The organism is Microbacterium arborescens (genome assembly GCF_049707515.1).
GTDB classification, from domain to species: domain Bacteria; phylum Actinomycetota; class Actinomycetes; order Actinomycetales; family Microbacteriaceae; genus Microbacterium; species Microbacterium arborescens_B.
The window spans coordinates 213147-229379 of sequence record NZ_JBNAFI010000001.1; the positions used below are offsets into that span (position 1 = coordinate 213147).

The 16233-nt window shown below is 71.5% G+C and carries 10 protein-coding genes; 1 reads left to right on the forward strand and 9 read right to left on the reverse strand.

The features are described 5' to 3' along the window. The first annotated feature begins 76 nt into the window (after positions 1–76). Positions 77–1048 carry a LacI family DNA-binding transcriptional regulator gene (locus tag ACPYN5_RS00895; protein WP_424447106.1) on the forward strand — a complete coding sequence of 324 codons (972 nt, stop codon included), beginning with the start codon at positions 77–79 and terminating at the stop codon, positions 1046–1048. A 110-nt stretch (positions 1049–1158) separates the two neighbouring features. Here ACPYN5_RS00895 and ACPYN5_RS00900 read toward each other — a convergent pair whose 3' ends face one another. The 9 genes from ACPYN5_RS00900 to ACPYN5_RS00940 form a co-directional block, all read right to left on the reverse strand. Next, a complete protein-coding gene (locus ACPYN5_RS00900) occupies positions 1159–1551 on the reverse strand; it encodes a hypothetical protein (RefSeq protein ID WP_424447107.1) in 393 nt (130 codons plus the stop codon). Between the two features lie 134 nt (positions 1552–1685). Next, entirely contained in the window at positions 1686–2021 is a 336-nt protein-coding gene (locus tag ACPYN5_RS00905) for a hypothetical protein (protein WP_424447108.1), read from the reverse strand. Between the two features lie 125 nt (positions 2022–2146). Continuing rightward, positions 2147–3934 (reverse strand): alpha/beta hydrolase, encoded by a 1788-nt coding sequence (locus ACPYN5_RS00910; protein ID WP_424447109.1) that lies wholly within the window; start codon positions 3932–3934, stop codon positions 2147–2149. After that, positions 3931–4350 (reverse strand): DUF6507 family protein, encoded by a 420-nt coding sequence (locus ACPYN5_RS00915; RefSeq protein WP_424447110.1) that lies wholly within the window; start codon positions 4348–4350, stop codon positions 3931–3933. Before ACPYN5_RS00915 ends, ACPYN5_RS00910 begins: the two co-directional genes overlap by 4 nt. 130 nt (positions 4351–4480) lie before the next feature. Next, on the reverse strand, positions 4481–5461 hold the full coding sequence (galE, locus tag ACPYN5_RS00920; RefSeq protein ID WP_424447111.1) for a UDP-glucose 4-epimerase GalE: 981 nt from the start codon (positions 5459–5461) through the stop codon (positions 4481–4483). Between the two features lie 40 nt (positions 5462–5501). Next, positions 5502–7262: a glycoside hydrolase family 35 protein gene (locus ACPYN5_RS00925; RefSeq protein ID WP_424447112.1), complete on the reverse strand. Its 1761-nt coding sequence runs from the start codon at positions 7260–7262 to the stop codon at positions 5502–5504. Between the two features lie 159 nt (positions 7263–7421). Further along, positions 7422–12686, reverse strand: a complete 5265-nt coding sequence (locus ACPYN5_RS00930) for a rhamnogalacturonan lyase family protein (RefSeq protein WP_424447113.1) — start codon at positions 12684–12686, stop codon at positions 7422–7424. 300 nt (positions 12687–12986) lie between these two features. After that, positions 12987–15257 (reverse strand): beta-galactosidase, encoded by a 2271-nt coding sequence (locus tag ACPYN5_RS00935; protein WP_424447114.1) that lies wholly within the window; start codon positions 15255–15257, stop codon positions 12987–12989. Beyond that, positions 15254–16225 (reverse strand): serine hydrolase domain-containing protein, encoded by a 972-nt coding sequence (locus ACPYN5_RS00940; protein WP_424447115.1) that lies wholly within the window; start codon positions 16223–16225, stop codon positions 15254–15256. The genes ACPYN5_RS00935 and ACPYN5_RS00940 overlap by 4 nt, the downstream gene beginning before the upstream one ends. Between the last annotated feature and the right edge of the window lie 8 nt (positions 16226–16233).

A 16233-nucleotide genomic window follows, 5' to 3' on the forward strand; every position in this document is an offset into this window, starting at 1 on the left:
GTTCACGATAACACGCTACATTCCGCCCGTGATATCGTCAACACACCCTCCAACCGCGCACGACGAGAGGACATGGATGCGGGTGTCGATGGCCCAGGTGGCGGCTCACGCGGGCGTCTCGGCGCAGACCGTGTCGCGCGTCGCCAACGGCAGCCCGCGCGTCGATCCGGCCACGCGCGCGCGCGTCGAGGCATCCATGTCGACGCTCGGCTACCGCGTGCACCGGGCCGCCCGGGCGCTGCGGACGGGTCAGACCCGCACGATCGGGCTCGTCGTGTCGACTCTCGCGTCGGTCGGCAACTCGCGCATGCTGCAGGCGATCGCCGACGCCGCGGGGAAGCGCGACTACGCCCTCGCCGTCGTGACGGTCGCCGGCACGCGCGGCATCGAGGAGGCCTTCGCGCAGCTGCGCGACCAGGGCGTCGACGGCGCGATCGTGCTCAACGAGGCGACGCGCCTCGCTCGCGACACGGTGCCGCCCGCCGACCTCCGCCTCGTCGTGGTCGACTCGCCGCCCGACGAGCGCTTCGCGATCGTGCAGACGGACCATGCCGCGGGGGCAGCGGTCGCGACCCGGCATCTCCTGGACGCGGGGCACGCGACGGTGCATCACCTCGCCGGACCCGAGAGCTCGTTCGCCGCGCGCGAGCGGGAGCGGGGCTGGCGTGACGAGCTCGAGCGTGCCGGCGCCGACGTGCCGCGCGTCGTGCGCGGCGATTGGACGTCGCGGGCCGGTCACGAGGCCGGGCCGGCGCTCGACGGAGCGACCGCCGTCTTCGCCGCCAACGACCAGATGGCGCTCGGTCTGTTGCGCGCGCTCTCGGATGCCGGCCGCGACATTCCGGGCGACGTCGCGGTGGTGGGCTTCGACGACGTCGTGGATGCCGCCGAGTACCGCCCTCCGTTGAGCACCGTCCGGCAGGACTTCGACGCCCTCGGCGCGCGGGCCGTCGAGGCGCTCGTCGAGGTCATCGAGACGGGGGCGACGACCCGGCTGCAGACGGTGCCGACCGAGCTCGTCGTGCGGGACAGTTCCGCGCGAGCCTGAGCCGCGTCGGAGCGCGGGCGCCCGCAGACGCGTCGGGCGCACTTACGCGCGTCGAGCGCGGCTCGAACCGCGCCCGACGCCGAGAACTGCGCGCGAAGCGGCACGCGAGGTCACTCGGGTGGTTGTGCGCATCGGGACAGGGCGATGACGTCGACGACGTCGGCGCCGTCTATCGAGCCCGCCGAGACGTCAATGCCGGCACCACCGTAGGGGTCGGCGACGAAGCTCGCCAGGGGAAAGCTGGTTTCGACGCCGAGGTCTTGAAGGACGAAGCCGTCTCCGAGCTTGTCGGGGAGATCTTCGATGAAGCGGGCCGCGTCGAACCCTGGGGCGGGGTGGATATCCCAGTGGCCGGTATACATCACCCCGCCGCTGCCGCACCCGTGCGGGCTCTGCTCGGGGCGTGGGACCATCCGTGTGCCGGGCGGAAACTCGTCGGCGATGCGTGCAATCGCGGCCTCGGTCTCGTCTCGAACCGTGTCGAAGGTGGGGAGCGTGTCCACCGAGCATCCTGTCGTGACGAGAAGGGACGCGAGTATCGCGCTGCCCAGCGCGTGGCGGCGTATCCCCGAGGTGTCGTTGTGTTCACTCACGAGTGCATCCGCGATCTATTGAGTCGCTTCGGGCGGGGGGTCGCTCAGTCGCCGGGGGGTGGTTCGCCGCAACGGGAGATCGCCAAGACATCGATCGTGTTCCTCCCGTCGGCTGTGTTCTCCGTCACGTTCAGCAGGGTGCTTCCGTGGAGTTCTGCGGTGAATAGGGCGCGGGCGAAACTGACTCGGACCCCGCTCGTTCTGGGTTCGAAGCCCTCGGGGAGTGTGTCGTCGAGGGATTCGATGAACGCCGGGATGTCGAAATCCGGGCCGGGGTCGATGTCGAGGTGGCCGGTGTACATCACGCCGCGCTCACACCCGTACGGCCTGGAGTTGGTCAAGTCGTCGACGACCACCTCGGGGGGCAGGAGATCCACCACCTCCTGCATCGTTGCGTTCGTTTCAGCCCTGACCTGATCCCATGTGGGTAGTTGTGCCGCGCACGCGCTCATCATCATCCCCGTTCCCAACATGGCCGCCGATGCTGCGAACCATCGCCCGTGTCTCATCTCTCGCGGACCTCCGCCATCAGGTCCCGCATCGCCTCCAGCACAATCCCGTTCAGGCGGGGGTCGGCGCTGATGATGCGGTTGTGGTTGTCGAGTTGCCCGGCGAGGTCGAGCACTGTGCCGAGGGTCGGGTCGATGGTGCGGAGCCCGTGTACCCAGGCGGGGGTGTCGGGCAGGCCGGAGTTGATTTCGGTGAATCCGTTCGCGGTGGTGGCCGGGATGCCGTAGCCCCAGTTGCCGAGTTGCATGTTGTCGACGTTCTTGTTGATGTCGTTGGGTGCTTGCATGGCGTAGTACTCGGTTCCGTCCTGCGGCTTCCAGTCGTCGGTCATGCCGATGCCCGCCAGCGCGACGCGTGCGTCGAAGTGCGCCCCGGCGTTCTCGGCTGCGCCGCCTGCGGCAGATCCCGCGGAGTGCTCGACGCTCACCAAGGCCCCGCGAGGCGCGATCGCATCGAGCTCGAACGTGAAGTCGGCGTAGGAGCGACCGAGGGCTTCCATCATGTCGTTGTTCTGCGGTCCCGTCGCCACGATGTCGGAGGTGAGCTGCGGGAACGGCCCCTGCTTGACCACGAATCCCGCGACCGCGGTGTCCGATCGGGCGTTCTCGACCTGCCACCGGGTGAGCGCCGTGATCCCGCGCTGCCCGGTCGAGGTGTAGAACGACTCCACCGTGGTGTTGGTGCCGGGCATGAACGACATGATGACATCCGCCCGGTCGGGATCGCCGAACATCTCGATGACCTGCTCGCGGTCGGGATCGTACAGGTAGAGTTGCACCTCGCCCGCGGCAACGCGATCGAGGTAACGGAGCTCCGCCAGCCAGCCGTCGGGGATCGGAGCCCGCACACGCTCATAGGTACCCGGCATCAGGACGTATCCGCGGTTGTCGATCAGGGCGCGCAGCTCGCTCCGCCGCGAGCCGACGTTAATGCGATTGGCCGCCGCGCGAACATGCGCCGGAACGCCGCCGAGCGACCCCAGGACGAGCGGTGCCGCGGACGAGAGCGCCGCCGCGGTCGCGGCATCCAGTCCCGTCCACCAGCTGCTCACCTGTGCCGGCACCGGAGGGGTGTCACGCAGAAGCGTGATCCATTCCGGATGGGCGGCCAGCAGCTCGCCGATCGTCTCGGTGTCGGCTGTCGTCAGCCGCTCGAGCACACGCATGCCGAGCGCGTTCCGGAAGTCGTCGGCTCGCGCACTCCACGTCGCCCGCGGAACACCGCCACCTGCCGCCGCCTGTCCCAGGCCGGTCGGCAGGAACGGGCCGTCGCGGATGCGGCGCAGGCTCGCGGTGCAGCGGTCGACGGCATCCTCGAACATCGCTTGCAGGCTGCGGCACCGCAGCAGAAGATCCGCGTTCGCGCTGTACCCGTAGGGCCCCCATCCGGCGAGCGGGTCGGCCGGGTCCTCGGCCGCCGCGGCGTCGCTCGCGCGCCAGGCCAGCACCTGAGCGCGATGAGCATCGATGTCGGCCAACAACGCGATGCGGGTTCGCTCCAGGGGGACGAGGCTCTCGCCGAACTCCCGCAACGCCGCGGACGCGGTACGGGTGGCGTCGCTGAAGTCCGCTCCGGCGTGGAGGACCGGGAGCACCGCGGCGACCGCGGTCTGCGTCTCGGGCGCGTCGTACACGATCGGGACCCGGTGCCAGGTGGCCCCGACGTCCTCGACGCGGTCGCCCAGGAGCCGCGCAGCCGCCGCGAGCGCGTCGGCCGCCGCGATGACCGCGGCTCCGTCCGCCGGCGGACCGGGCACGGCGTCGCGGTCGACGAGCGCGGTCACCGCGGTCTTCCCGAGAACGCACCGAGATACTCCGATACATCGACCGGCTGCGGGATCACGGCAGGCAGGGATGCCGCCGTGCGCGAGAGCATCTCCTCATCACCCGCGACGTAGGCGAGGGTGGCGCTCTCGATGCCGGCGACGATCTCGGACAGTCGTGTGCTGACGGCGGCGGCCGAGAACCGACGTCTCGCGAAGACCTCGTCGAGCGCGGCGCGCACGCGGGCCGCGCCCCTCAGCAGAGCACCCTCGACCGCGGTGAGCGCCTGCAGCGACGCCGAGGTGTGCGCTTCCAGATCGCTCCCGAGGACAGCCACCTCGGAGATGAGATCCGTCACTCCGGCAGGATCGATCGAGTACCGCACGATGCCACCGTAAAAAGGCCGCGCGGGGGCAGTCCAGGCCGCCGGTGGCACAATCGTGACCGGTCGACGGACGCCCGGATTGCGCCGGACGAGCGCACCTCAGCGGTTCAGGCGCAGTTCAAACCGCGCCTCACGTGCGCAGGTGCGCAGGTGCGCCGCCAGGCAGCGCGAGCGCGCGCGGTCAGACGGATGCCGCGCGGCGGGCCTCCCAGCCGGTGCGCACCATCTCGTCGACCGAGTAGCGGTTGGCCCATTCGAGATCGCGGGCGGCGAGCTCACCGGTGGCCACGATGCGGTCGGGGTCGCCGGGGCGGCGGGGGCCGATCTTCGGCGTGAAGTCGATGCCGGTGACCCGGGCCATCGCGTCCATGATCTCGCGGACCGAGAGACCGTTCTGCGACCCGAGGTTGTAGGCCGGCTCGATGCTCTCGCCGGCGGCGAGGCGCTGGGCGGCGACGACGTGGGCCGCCGCGATGTCGGCGACGTGGACGTAGTCGCGCACGTTCGTGCCGTCGTCGGTGGCGTAGTCGTCGCCGTTGATCTGCGGGGTCTCGCCGGCGATCAGCTTCTCGAAGACGATCGGGAAGAGGTTGTGCGGGCTCGTGTCGTACACCGACGGGTCGCCCGACCCGACGACGTTGAAGTAGCGCAGCGAGGTGTGGCGCAGCGGTGCCGCCGAGTCGGCCGTCGCGACGCCCTGGTCGCGCAGCAGCCACTCTCCGATGAGCTTCGACTCGCCGTAGGGGGATGCCGGGCGCTTGGGCAGGTCCTCGGTGACGAGCGGCACGTCGGGGGTGCCGTAGACGGCGGCGCTCGAGGAGAAGACGATCTTGTCGACCCCGGCGGTCGCCATCGCCTCGAGCACGACACGCGTGCCCTCGACGTTCTGGGCGTAGGTGTGCAGCGGGCGCGTCACCGAGACGCCGGCGTACTTGTAACCGGCGACGTGGATGACGCCCTCGACGCCGTGCTCGCGCAGCGCGCCCTCGACGAGCGGCCGGTCGAGGATCGAGCCGCGGACGAACGGCACGCCCTCGGGGACGAACCCGGCGTGCCCGCTCGACAGATCGTCGAGGACGACGGGGTCGAGGCCCGCCGCGGCGAGGGCGCGCACGACGTGCGCGCCGATGTATCCAGCACCACCGGTGACCATCCAGCTCATGACATCCATCCTGCCCGATCGCGGCGCCGCTGCCTCACGCTCACTCGTGGCGGTGCCCGAGGTCGGGCTCGGCGACGAACGCGGCGACGGGATCGACGACGTGCTCGAGCTCGACGACGACGACCTCGTTCGCCCCGGCACGGGTCGCGGGAGCGGGCACGTACAGCGTGCGCTGCGGGCCATTGCGCCAGTACCGGCCGAGGAAGAACCCATTCACGAATGCGAAGCCCTTGCTCCAGGCATCCGTGTCGAGGAAGAGGTCGGCGGGTGCGTCGAGGTCGAACGTGCCCACGAGGCCGGTGCGGCCCGCGGTCGGCTGCTCGGAGGCGCCCGGGATGCCGGCGGCGACGGTGGCGAGGTCGACGGCTTGCGCCGACCAGCCGGTCAGCTCGTGACCGGCGAGGGTCACGGGGCCGACGAGCCCCTTGGACTCGCCGAGCCGGACGTCGTAGTTGACGCGGCCCTGGTCCTCGACGAGGACCGTGAGCTGCGACCCGCGCGGGATCGGCAGCGACCGTTCGTGCAGCGCGCGCTGCAGACGGCCGATCGGAGCGCCGTCGACCGCGACCCAGGCGAGGTCGCGGACCTCGGCGAAGGCGAGAACGGCGCTGTCGGCGTCGGCGAACGCCTCGGCGGGGAGGGGGATGTCGTAGCGCACGAGGGGTCCGAGCTGTCCGAGCTCCTCGAAGGTCGGGGGAGTGGACCCGCTCGCGGGCTCGGCACCGGCCTCGGTCGGCGCCGGCAGCCAGTCGCCCGTCACCCGGAGCGCCGCCGACAGCACGGGGGCGACCGGCCGCGCGGGCGGCACCTCATCGGGCACCGGGGCGTAGCGGGCGATGACCTCCCGGAACGCGTGGTACTTCTCGGTCGGATGTCCCGATTCGTCCAGCGGTGCGTCGTAGTCGTAGGACGTGACGATGGGGGCGTAGCGGCCCTTGTCGTTCGCGCCGTTGGTGGTGCCGAAGTTCGAGCCGCCGTGGAGCATGTAGATGTTCACCGAGGCCCCGGCGGCGAGCAGCGCGTCGAGCTCGGATGCCGATGCCGCGGCATCCGTGGTGTGGTGCACGCCGCCCCACCAGTCGAACCAGCCGTCCCAGAACTCCGAGCACATGAGCGGTCCGGTCGGCTGGTGGGCGCGCAGCGTCGCGAGGCGTTCGGTCGCGCGCGACCCGAACGAACCGGTCGTGTGGAGGTCGGGGAGGGTGCCGGCTGCGAGCATGTGCGGCTCGGGCTGGTCGACGGTCGTCAGAGGCACCGTGATGTCGCACGCGCGGGTGAGCTCGGTGAGCGTGCGGAGGTAGTCGTGGTTGGAGCCGTAGGCGCCGTACTCGTTCTCGATCTGCACGAGCACGACGTGGCCGCCGCGGTCGATCTGGCGCGGCGCCACGATCTCGTACACGCGGCGGAGGTAGCCGCTGACGGCCTCGACGTACTGCGGCTCGGATCGACGCAGCCCGATACCGGGCATGCTCGTCAGCCACACCGGCAGGCCGCCGTTGTGCCACTCGGCGCAGATGTACGGGCCGGGACGCACGATCGCGTGCATGCCCTCCGCCGCGATGAGGTCGAGGAAGCGGCCGAGGTCGTTCCAGCCCGTGGCATCCCATTCGCCGCGCACCGGTTCGTGGGCGTTCCAGGCGACGTAGGTCTCGATCGTGTTGAGCCCCATCAGTCGCGCCTTGCGGATGCGGTCGGCCCAGTGATCGGGGTGGATGCGGAAGTAGTGCAGCGCCCCGGCGATCACGCGGTGCGGACGGCCGTCGAGCAGGAAGTCGGTGTCGCCGATGGCGAAGGTCGTCACGATGTCTCTCGATTCGTTCCGGGGTCGAGGCGAGGGGAACCGCCCATGTTGACGTTAACAGGGCGGCATGCCCAGCGACGGCGGCTGGTCGGCCGTCTGAGACCGATCGCGTCTGCGGCCGCCGCCCGAACGGGACGACGGCCGCAGACGCGGGCTCGGTCAGCGCACGACGACGGTCACCGGCCGCGACCGGGTCGCTCCCGCGTCGTTGGTGAACTCGGCCACGTACTCGTAGGTGCCGGGGCTCCGTCCGGTCACCGCGGTCTGCGCCCGCTGCGCCCCGGGGGAGGCGACCACCAGTTGCTGTCGGTCGATCTCGACGCCGTTCTCGAACAGCGTGTACCGCGAGGCGTTGGTGCCCCACCACAGATCGGTCGTCAGCGTGTAGGCGCCGTCACGGTCGTGGTTGTCGTGCGAGACGACGGGGCGCGCGGGCGCCGCATCCGTCACCACCGCCGTGGTGGACGAGGTCTGCGTCGTGCCCGCGGCGTTCACCAGCTCGCCGGTGTACACGTAGGTGCCGTTGGAGCGTCCGGCGACCTCCACCGATGCCACCTGAGCCATCGGCGTGCCGGGCGACAACAGCCGTGTCGCGATCAGCTCGCCGTTCTCGTACAGCCGGAACACCGACCCGTTCGTGCCCCACCACAGGTTCATGGTGACGGTGAACGTGCCGTCGTGCAGCCCGTCGTCCCACCCGCTCGTGTTGTGCAGCGAGCCGCGGGCGGGGGCGCTCGTGGCCCCGTCGTCCTCGAACACCAGCACGCGCGTCTGTGCGGTGGCGACGAGGCCGTCGTGGTTGACGGCGCGCACGGTGAGCACGTGCTCACCGGTGAGGCCCGCGAGCTCGAGCAGCGCGTCCGCAGCGATCGGCTCGCCGTCCCAGGCGACGTCCAGGGTGCGCACGCCCGACTCGGGGTCGTCGGCGGCGATCGCAAGCTGGAGCTCGGCGCTGTCGGGGAGCAGCGCGCCGTCTGCGGGCAGCCCCGAGATGACCGGAGCCGTCTTGTCGGTCGCTCCCGAGGGATCTCCCGTCACCGCGATCGACGGCATCGGAGCGGGTGCCATGCCGTCCCCGATGAAGAAGCTCGGGTGCGGAGGCTGGTTGTACCCGGTGTTCTGCCACGCGACCGCGACACGGTACTGCATGTCGTGCATGAGGGTCGGGATGCGCAGCTCCGTCTCGTCGGTGGTGGCGTAGATGCGCAGCTCCGAGGAGTCGGCCGAGCGCCAGACGATCTCCTCGCGCCAGTCGCCGAACAGGTCGGCCTGCAGGTTGGGCGTGCCCTTCGTGCCGTTGTTCGAGCGGGCGCCGTCGTCGGAGAGCAGCAGCTCTTCGGCGCCCTCCTCCCAGTTCCACTTCGAGACGGTGGGCGTTCCCTGCGACGTCGCGGCGTCCCAGGAGTGATCGACGATCTCGCGCAGCGGGTCGCCGTCGAACCAGGCGAGGAAGTTCGCCGCCGGGATGCTGTCGCCGATGCGCTCGCCCGCAGCCGACATCAGGTGGCCTTCGCGGGAGTTCCACGCGGCGTCGCCGCCGACGGCCCATCCTTCTGCTCCCGGATGCCGCGGGTCGATGTCTCCCGCGGCCGCTCGTCCGGTGTCGACCGTCGCGGGGATGTCCCACAGGATCTCGCCGGTTGCCGCGTCGCGGAACGTCGCGCCGCGGTTGCCCGAGGCGGACATCGTCTCGTGCGCGGCGAAGACCTCCAGGCCGGGGCGCGCGGGGTCGAGGTCCGACACGTGGAGCGCGTCGCCGTGGCCGAGCCCGGTCGAGTACAGCACCTCGCCGTCGTCGTCGATGGTCGCCGAGCCGAAGACGATCTCGTCCTTGGCGTCGCCGTCGACATCGGCCACCGACATCGCGTGGTACCCCTGGCCGTAGACCGATTCCGACCCTTCGTCGGTGGTGTCGAAGACCCAGCGCGTGCTGAGGCTCTCACCGTCGAAGTCGAACGCGCCGATCACCGCGCGGGTGTAGTACCCGCGGCTGAAGACCGCACTGGGACGCTCGCCGTCGAGGTAGGCCACCGACGCGAGGAACCGGTCGACCCGGTTGCCGTAGGTGTCGCCCCACGACCCCACGTCGCCGCGCTGAGGGATGTAGTCGATCGTGTCGACGACGGCGCCGGAGAGCCCGTCGAAGACGCTCAGGTACTCCGGTCCCTGCAGGACGTAGCCCGAGCTGTTGCGATGATCGGCACCGGCGTTGCCGATGGGGCGGCCGACGCCGTCGATCGTCCCGTCCGCCGTGCGCGTGATGAGCTCGGCGCGCCCGTTGCCGTCGAAGTCGTAGACCATCAGATCGGTGTAGTGGGCGCCGGCGCGGATGTTGACGCCCAGGTCGATGCGCCACAGGCGCTCGCCGTCCATGCGGTAGGCATCCACATAGACGTTGCCGGTGTAGCCCGCCTGCGAGTTGTCCTTCGCGTTGGAGGGATACCACTTGACGATGAGCTCGTACTCGCCGTCGCCGTCGACATCTCCCACGGTCGTGTCGTTGGCGGAGTAGGAGTACGGCTGGCCGTCCTTCGTGTACGCGTCGGCCGGCTTCTGCAGCGGCACCGAGCGGTACGCGGCGGTCTGCACCGAGACGGCATCCGACTCCGTCGTCTCGCGCTCGCCGTCGGCGCTCAGCCGGGTGACGAGGTAGGTCGCCGAGTCGGTCCCCTCGGCATCGAGCAGGTTCGTCGTCTCGGTGATCGGCGCCTCGGTGATCCGTTCGCCGTCGCGGTAGACGTGGAAGCCCGTATCGGCGGGGTCGGTCCCGAGCAGTCGCCACGACACGAGGACGCCGGCGTCGGTGCGTACGGCGGCGAGCCCCCGGTCGAGGTACTCCGCCTGTCGCTGCAGCACCGTAGGCGCCGCGGTCTCGAGCTGCTCGGACGGTGTGCCCGCGCCGCCCGCGTTGACGGCGACCACGGTGTAGAAGTAGGGCACCGTGGTGAGTACGCCGCCGTCCACGAAGCGGGGAGCATCCGCGATGCCCACCAGCTCCCCGCGCTCGCCGGCGGTCTCGGACCGGAACACCAGCGTCGCCACGGTGTCGGCGGCAACCGTCCACGACAGCTCGATCTCTCGCTTGTCGATACGCTCCGCGGTGAGGCCCGCGGGTGCCGCGGGCGCGGCGACGGCGGCGTCGATGAGGCTCGTCTCGACCGTCGCGGACGGGACGGACTCGAGGCCGGTCTGGTCGACCGCGGTCACGTGGTACGCGTAGTCGAGCCCGACCCGGGCAGTGCGGTCGACGTAGCCGGGCTCCGTGCTCGAGCCGATCAGCGCGGGGGTCGGGTCGAACTCCGAGCTGCGGTAGACGTTCCACCGCACCCCCGCCTCGGGCTCCCACGCGAGCGAGACGGCCGGGGCCGCGGGGTCGGCGTCGACGTCCGTCACGACCAGGCCCGACGGCCCGAGCAGGATGGGCGTGACCTCGAGGCCGTTGAGGCGGGTGCCGGCGGCGGCGCCGTAGGCTTCGATGCTCAGCTGTCCGTCGGTGACGAGGAACGGTCCGCGCAGCACCTCGGCGACCGACCCGCGGCCGGCGTTGCCGGAACCGGCTTCCTTGCCCTCGACCCGGAAGCTGGTGCGGGTGGACCCGATCCAGTCGCCCGAGAAGGTCTTGACCGAGTAGGTGCCGTTGGGCACGTCGAGGGCGAACGTCGAGCTGTCGCCGGGGAGCACGAAGTCGCGCACGAGATCGTTCGATCCTTCGGCGGCGCCGCGGTCGCGTCCGGCGTTGGCGGGGAGCGTGTTCGTGAATCCGTAGCCGCGCTCGGCCGTGTAACCGAGCGCCGGGGTGACCTCGGTGTATCCGGCGGCCAGCGGGTTGCCCGGCAGCTGGAAGTCGAAGCGGTACATCGCCTGCTTCGTCGTGAACTCCACCGCTGCCGAGGGCTCGGACTCGCCGCGGCCGTTGACGGCGACGATGCGGTAGCGGACGGTGGTGCCCTCGGCCAGGCCCTGCGCGAGCGTCGTCGGCTGCGTCACGGTTCCGACGAGCGCCCAGGCGTCGGTGGCGTCGCCGGCCTGCTGGCGGAAGACCCGGTAGATGTCGGCCGTGGGTACGGCATCCCACCGCAGCGTCGCACCGGCGTTGCTGATCGCTCCGGCGACCAGATTCTGCGGCGCGGCGGGCACATCGTCGGGCTGCTCGGTGTCAGTGATCTTCTGGGCGAGCGGGTCGTCGAGCCCGGCGATGCCCTGGGCGACGAGGCGCGCCATCTGGATCGCGCCGTACTCCTGGAAGTGGGTGTCGTCGACCGTGCCGGCCGGGCGGTTGGGGAAGACGCCCGGGTCGACGTGCAGGAAGACCGCCTTGGCGGCCTCGGCGCCGATGCCGTCGAGGTAAGCGCGGCTGGAGGCCGAGAGGTCGACGAGCGCCACATCCTCCTCGGCGGCGAGCTCGGTCATCTTCGCGACGTACTCGGGGAAGCTGACGCGGAACCGGCCCGTGGCCGGGTCTACGTCGCGCCGCGAGACGGGGGTGACGAGCACCGGGGTGGCGCCGCGCTGGCGCGCGCCCTCGACGTAGACGCGCAGGTACTCCTTGTAGTCGGCCGGTGACGCGTACCGGTCGTCGACGCCCTGGGTGGCGTCGTTGTGGCCGAACTGCACGAACAGGTAGTCGCCCGGACGGATGCCGAGGAGGACTTCGTCGAGGCGTCCCTGTGTGATGAAGTTCTTCGACGAGCGCCCGCCGATGGCGCGGTTGGTCACGGCGACGTCGTCGGCGAGGAAGCGGTCGAGCATCTGCCCCCACCCGGCCTGCGGCGCATAGGCGGTGGCGTCGTAGGTCTGCACGGTCGAGTCGCCCGTGAGATAGGTCGTCGGGATCGCGCCGGCGGGCCGTTCGGCCAGCCGGGTGACGGTGAGGCCCGCGAGGGATGCTGCCGCGCCGCCGACCTGCAAGGTGAGCCGGCCGTCGACGAGCGCGATCGGGAACGACATCTCCAGGTACTCGCCGGCCGGCTTCGTGGTGGGCTGCACCTTCGCGATGCCCTCGACCGTGAGCGAGATGTCGGTCGCAGCCGAGGCGTCGCCTGCGACGAGGGCGACCGAGTAGTCGCCGGCCCCGAGGTCGATCTCGAACGTGCCGCCCTGCGCGGCGACGAAGTCGGAGCGCACAGGGTCGTCACCGCCGCGATCGATGTTCGCCGGGTCGGCGGTGGGCACAGTCGAGAAGCCGTAGCCCGTGGCGGTGTCGAAGGCGGTCTCGGCCGTGACGCCGATGGCGCCCGGCGCGATGGCCCCGGGCCCGAAGTCGAACGCGACGCTGTCGCCGGGCTCGAGGGGGCGAAGGACGGCGTCGTCGGCGACGGCGGGGGCCGCGCCGAGGAGCGTGGCGACGAGCGCTGCCGCAGAGACGGCGGCGCCGGCGCGGATCGGTCGGTGATGGGCGGGGACGGGGGGACGGCTCGGAGCCACGTTTCCTCCTGGACAGCATCGGCGAGAAGGGCGCGCCGCGCAGCCTCTCCGCCGGGCGGGAGGATGAACGGCATCCGGGGGCGTACGGACTCGACCACGGTGCGGGAGGAGCGCGCTCCACCATTGGAAAGCGCATTCCTGTCCGCGTGAAACGATCTAAACACGCTGGTCCGTGAGAAGCAATGGCTGTTTGTGCGGTGCATGGCATCCGCGCTACGGTGACGCGGAAAGCGCATTCCGCTTCGCCGGGCTTTCCTCGCCGCCACCACGATTACGGACCGTGGTGGCGGCGGGCCCGCCTCAGGCGACGCGCTGCCAGCCGCCGCGCAGCCGCAACGAGGCGCGGAGGGTCGTCGTCGCAGCGTCGGTCCGCCGTGCTTCCGCGCCGGCCGCCAGCGCGATCGTCGATGTCGGCGAGAGCGCGAGCACCTCGACGATGATCTCGCTGGTATCGGTGGCGCCGACGTCGCGCAGCGACAGCGACCAGCGCGTGCCGTCCCAGAAGCGGTCGTCGACGATTCGGCCGTCGACGACCACGCGGCCGACGTCGCCCGTCCAATCCAGATCGAGCACGCCGTCCGCCCGCGCGTCGAGCGACCCCGCGGGAAGGTGCAATCGGTACCGGGCGGCGCGGTCGCGAATGATCGCGTCCGACGGCGCGCGGTGGCGCGGTCCACCGAAGCCGTAGTCGTCCGCGGGAGACGCCGCGGGGCGTTCCTGCTCGACGGTCACCGCGCGCGAACTGCCGTCCGGGCCGCCCTCGCTGTCGCCCTCGCCCTCGCCCTCGCCCGCTGCGGCGGACAGGCTCGACCAGTCGCGGGCCTCCGGATCGTAGCGCCCTGCGCCCCCGGTTCCGCGCAGTAGCGCGCCCTCGGCATCCCAGGTCAGCTCGCCGTCGGTGAGCCACAGCTCGGGGTGAGCGCCCGGACGGACCCACAGCCTGTTCGCCTCGGCGGCAGGCAGGACCACGACGTCGAGTCCGTCGAACTCGAGCGGCTGGTGGCCGGGCTCGATGACGCGACCGCCCGCGCCGCCGATGGCGATCTCGATGGGGATGCCCGCGTCCTCGAGCAGCACGAGAGTAGGGCGCGGGCCGGTGTCGAGCACGGTGATGAGCGAAGCGGTGGCCCAGTCGATGCGGGTGTTCCCGATGACGAGCCCGACGGGCCACCGCGCGAGCGTCCCGGCGGGAACGGTGACGGGTCGAGACGGGACGATGGTCTCGCTGTCGCCCTGCACGATCCGCAGCTGCACGTCCGCGACATCCGCGACCTGCTCGAACGGCTGATGGTGCGAGACGACGACGACTCCCTCGTCGCCGTTGGATCGAAGCGCCCACCGGAGCGTGCTCCGGTCGTCGAGCGATTCCGCCCGCTCGTCGGGAAGCGATGACGCCATGCCGGCCAACCGGTCGCCGAAAGCCGTGAGGAACGCGTGCTGTGCCCGCAGCAGCGGCGCCGATCCGGCGAGGTCGCCCGACTGGCCGATCGGCGCGTGGAAGTCGTAGCCGAACTCGGGGAGGTCGTTGGGGTACCCCGTGTCGATGCTCTCCTGCAGGCCTGGTCCGGGGTTCCGGCCGCCGACGAACATGTAATAGCCCTGCCAGGCGGATCCGTTGCCGATCTTCACGTGCGCGAGGGCGGCGACATCCCGTCCGTGCAGGACCGGGCGCCGATGGTAGGCGGTGGCCATACCCCCGCCCAGCTCGCACGTCGCGGGCGGGAAGCCGTGCAGATCCGCGGTCGCGCTTGCCGCGGCGAAGCCCTGGCTCGCGCGAACGTCGGCCCCGACGCCGGGGTCGTCCCAGTCGTGCGAGGGGAAGTAGTGAGCGCGGAAGGTCGGATCCCAGGATGCGCCCGGGTCGACCCAGAACCCGTCGGCGTAGCCTCCGAACACCGGCAGCACCTCGCCGTCGGGCAGCTGCGCCCCGCCCCACGCGGTCGCCGTCCACAGCGGCGCCGACATCCCCGCGTCGCGGGCGAGCCGCTTGAGTGTCACCAGGTGCTCGGGGCGGTCGTAGAGCTCGTTCTCCAGCTGGATGCCGATGACCGCCCCGCCCGGTCGTGCCCGGCCCTCGAGTGCAGCCGCGAGCTGGCCGAACCACTCCCGCACCAGGTCGAGGTAGGCGGGATCGTCGCTGCGGTGCACCACCGGCAGCTCCTGCACCCAGTCGGGGAAGCCGCCGTTGCGCGACTCGCCGTGGGCCCACGGCCCGATGCGGAGCACGACGTCGAGCCCCGCCGCGGCGGCCTCGTCGACGAAACCACCGAGGTCGAGGTGCCCGTCGAACCGGGGGCGCCCCCGCTCGGCGACGTGGTGGTTCCAGAACGAGTAGGTCGCCGCGACCGAGACGCCGGCGGCGCGCAGCTGCCGCATCCGTTCGGCCCAGCGCTCGCGCGGCAGGCGGCTGTAGTGCACCTCGCCCGAGACGGGCACCCAGCCCTCGCCGTGCCGGTAGAGGGCGCGGTCGGTGACCGAGATGCCGCGGGCGCGCTCGTCCGCGGCGGGGAGGGCGGCGGGCTGCTCGGGACGCGGCCAGGCGGTGTGACGGACGGTCGGCTGCTCGCTCACAGGGCTCCGATGATCGCGTTGTCGAGTTCGTCGGCGTCAACGCCCGGGCGCACGGCCCGATTGGTCAGCAGCACCCAGGCGATGCCGGCGCTCGGGTGGATCCAGAACTCCGTGCCGGCCCAGCCGCCGTGGCCGTAGACGTCGCGGTCGATGAGGCCGGGCGCCCGCGAGCGGAGGTTCCAGGCCAGCCCCCAATCCTGACCGCGCTCGGGCGGGTAGGGGTCGAGGCGGGGGATGTCGCCGGTGAGGGGGCGAAGCATCATGGCGAGGGTCGCGGGCGCGAGGATGCCGTCGCGGGCGCCCGCGTGGATCCGCAGCAGTTCCGTGCCGATGCTCAGCAGGTCGCTCGCGCGGCCCGCGAGCCCGGCCCCCGGGTTGCGCTGCGCGCCGAAGGCCGACATGTCGGCGCCCGCAGCGGCCGCATCGACGACCGGGGCGGTGCCGTCGAGGTCGACGGAGAGTCCCGTCGCCCCGACCCCGTCGGCCCACGCGGCGACATCCTCGTCCCACGGACGACCCGCGGCCTGTTCGACCAGTGCCGCGGCCCCCGAGAACGCGATCGTCGAGTAGCGCGAGACGGTGCCGGCGGCGAAGTCGCGTCCACGGGTGAGCAGCTCGGTGCGCAGCGGTATTGCCGTGTCGAGGGGCGGTTCGGAGATCCCGCTCGTGTGGCTCACCAGGTGGCTCAGACGGACGACGTCGTCGCGGCCGGCGCCGAAGTCGGGCACTGCCCGCGTCAGCGGTGTCTGCAGGGTGAGCTCGCCGCGCTGAATGGCACGGGCGGCGGAGATCCCGAGCAGCGGCTTGGTGATCGAGAAGAGCGCATACCGGTCGTCGACGGCGGCGCCGATCGCGTCGAGGGCCAGGATGCCGCGCGCGTCGGCGATCCCCACCACCGCCGACGGGAGTCGCTCGTCGCCGACGTGTCGGCGGGCCCAGTCGAACGCGGCGGTGAAGCTCGAGGTCATCGCACCAG

Coding starts and splice junctions, on each gene's coding strand:
- galE (WP_424447111.1), bottom strand. CDS start 5,461: ATGAGCTGGATGGTCACCGGTGGTGCTGGATACATCGGCGCGCACGTC.
- ACPYN5_RS00895 (WP_424447106.1), top strand. CDS start 77: ATGCGGGTGTCGATGGCCCAGGTGGCGGCTCACGCGGGCGTCTCGGCG.
- ACPYN5_RS00940 (WP_424447115.1), bottom strand. CDS start 16,225: ATGACCTCGAGCTTCACCGCCGCGTTCGACTGGGCCCGCCGACACGTC.